We start from the raw sequence: 2692 nt of genomic DNA, 5'->3' as shown, positions 1-2692 counted from the left end.
TGCACGCCTTCGGCGTCGACTTCGACGTGTACTTCCACGAGGACTCGCTGCACGAGTCCGGTGCGGTCGAGCGCGCGATCGAGCGGCTGCGCGAGCAGGGTCACATCTTCGAGGCGGACGGCGCCATCTGGCTGCGCACGACCACGTTCGGCGACGACCGCGACCGCGTCGTCATCCGCTCCAACGGCGAGCCCGCCTACATCTCCGGCGACCTCGGCTACTACCTCGACAAGCGCGAGCGCGGCTTCGAGCAGAACATCATCATGCTGGGCGCCGACCACCACGGCTACATCGGCCGGATGATGGCGATGGTCGAGGCGTTCGGCGACGTCCCGAACGTCAACCTGCAGATCCTGATCGGCCAGATGGTCAACCTGATGCGCGAGGGCGAGCCGGTCAAGATGTCCAAGCGCGCCGGCACCATCGTCACGCTGGACGACCTGGTGGACGCCGTGGGCGTCGACGCCGCCCGGTACGCGCTGGTCCGCTCGTCCACCGACTCCCAGCTCGACATCGACCTCGACCTGCTCACCAAGCGCAGCAACGACAACCCCGTCTACTACGTGCAGTACGCGCACGCCCGCACCCGCTCGGTCGCCGCGAACGCCGAGAAGGCCGGCGTCGACCGCAGCGTCTTCAAGCCGGAGCTGCTCACCCACCCCACCGAGAGCGCGCTGCTCGGCGGCCTGCAGGAGTTCCCGCGCGTCGTCGCCCAGGCGGCCGAGCTGCGCGAGCCGCACCGCGTCGCCCGCTACATCGAGGAGCTGGCCGGGCTGTACCACGCCTGGTACGCCGTCCGGGACGGCTCGACGCGCGTGCTCCCGCACGGCGAGGAGCCGGTGACCGACGCGCACCGCACCCGGCTGTGGCTGAACGACGCGACCGGCCAGGTCATCCGCAACGGCCTGACCCTGGTGGGGGTGTCCGCCCCGGAGCGGATGTGACGGCATGAGCGATCAGCCCACCGAGGTCATCGGCGCGGACCGGACTCCCGCGGCCGCCGCCGCACAGCGCCGTCGTCGGCCGCGCTGGGTGCGCGTCCTGCTGTGGACGCTCATCCCGCTCGTCGTGGTCGTCGCCCTGCTTGTGATCGCGGACGTGATCGTGCGCTCGGTCGCCGAGCAGCGCGTCGCATCCGAGATCGAGAAGAACCTGCCGGACACCGTGAAGGCCGACGTCTCCGTGCACATCGGCGGCGTCTCCGTGATCCAGCAGTACCTGTCCGGCTCGTTCGAGAGCGTCGAGCTGGATGCGCCGCACGCGACCGTGAACGGCGCCCCGCTCTCCGCGACCATCACGGCCACCGGCGTCCCGGCCGACTTCAGCAAGCCCGTCCAGTCGGCGACCGGTGTGCTCACGGTCTCGCAGGACTCGCTGAACAAGCTCATCACCATCCCCGGCTCCACCGGCGACATCACGCTGGGGGAGGGCACCATCGGCTACGCGGGGAAGATCGACCTGCTCGGCCTTCCCGTCGGCTACACGGTGAACGCGATCCCGAAGGCCGCGGGCAAAGAAGTGCTGCTGCAGCCGGGAAAAGCGAGCCTGACCACCGGCGGCGGCGACGTGAACCTCACGCGGCTGCTGCAGGCGCTCACCGACAACGGCCCGTTCCCGGTCTGCGCCGCGCAGTACCTGCCGGACGGCGTGAAGGTCAGCGACATCCAGGTCACACCGAAGGCGGCGACGGTGACGCTCACCGCGTCCGACTTCGTGCTGGACGAGAAGTTCCTGCACAGCAAGGGCAGCTGCTCGTAACACGGCCGGGGGAGCCGCGCGGACCTGGATAGACTTCTGGTACTTCTCCACCGGCTTCAGGGGCCAATCCGGGTCCGCTCGCCTGGGAGGCCGCCCCCACTCGTCGCCCCGTGAGGTTGTCCCCATGCCATCGAATCCGCTCGCGCCGTCCTGGCTGAGCTGTCCGGACGATGCGAACGCGCTCGTCCCCGGTCTCTTCTCGCGCACCGTCGCCCGCTCCGACGGCGAGCTCGTCGTCGGCGGCGTGCCGGTCTCCGAGCTCGCCGAGCGTTTCGGAACGCCGCTCTACGTGGTCGACGAGCGGGAGGCGCGCGAGCGCGCCGTCGAGGTCCGCTCCGCGTTGCAGGACGCGTTCGCGCGCGTCGGCACCGCAGCGAAGGTCTACTACGCGGGCAAGGCGTTTCTCTCCATCGAGGTCGCCAGGTGGATGGCCGACGCCGGCCTCAACATCGACGTCTGCTCGGGAGGCGAACTCGCGGTCGCGCTGGCCGCGGGCGTCGACCCGGAGCGCCTCGGCTTCCACGGCAACAACAAGTCGCAGGCCGAGATCGAGCGCGCCGTCTCCGTCGGCATCGGCGCGATCATCATCGACAGCGTGCAGGAGATCGAGCGCGTCGCGGCCGCCGCGGCCCGGCGCGGCGTCGTCCAGCGCGTGCGGCTGCGGACCAACAGCGGCGTGCACGCGCACACCCACGCGTTCCTCGCCACCTCGCACGAGGACCAGAAGTTCGGCATCGCGCTGGCCGACGCGCCGGACGCCGTCGCACGCATCCGCGCGCACGAGAGCCTGGAGTTCCTCGGCCTGCACTGCCACATCGGCTCCCAGATCTTCGGGGCGGACGGGTTCGCCGAGTCCGGCCGCCCCCCGCGCGCGGGGGCCCCCGCCCCGCGCGCGGGGGGCGGCCGCCCCCCGCCGCACCCCGGCCGCGGCCGC

At 71.3% G+C, this 2692-nt stretch carries 3 protein-coding genes; all 3 read left to right on the top strand.

Going from position 1 to position 2692, the window contains the following annotated elements; genetic code table 11:
- A partial coding sequence (argS, locus tag ACTHMF_RS00440) for an arginine--tRNA ligase domain-containing protein (protein WP_440315846.1) occupies positions 1-944 on the top strand: 944 nt, incomplete at its 5' end.
- Between the two features lie 4 nt (positions 945-948).
- Positions 949-1758, top strand: coding sequence for an LmeA family phospholipid-binding protein (locus ACTHMF_RS00435; protein WP_440315845.1), 810 nt, complete (start codon positions 949-951; stop codon positions 1756-1758).
- A 124-nt stretch (positions 1759-1882) separates the two neighbouring features.
- A partial coding sequence (locus tag ACTHMF_RS00430) for a diaminopimelate decarboxylase family protein (protein WP_440315844.1) occupies positions 1883-2692 on the top strand: 810 nt, incomplete at its 3' end.

Source organism: Leifsonia sp. (genome assembly GCF_051955155.1).
GTDB lineage: Bacteria > Actinomycetota > Actinomycetes > Actinomycetales > Microbacteriaceae > Leifsonia.
This window is presented reverse-complemented; position numbering and strand designations above follow the sequence as displayed.

Coding starts and splice junctions, on each gene's coding strand:
- ACTHMF_RS00435 (WP_440315845.1), top strand. CDS start 949: ATGAGCGATCAGCCCACCGAGGTCATCGGCGCGGACCGGACTCCCGCG.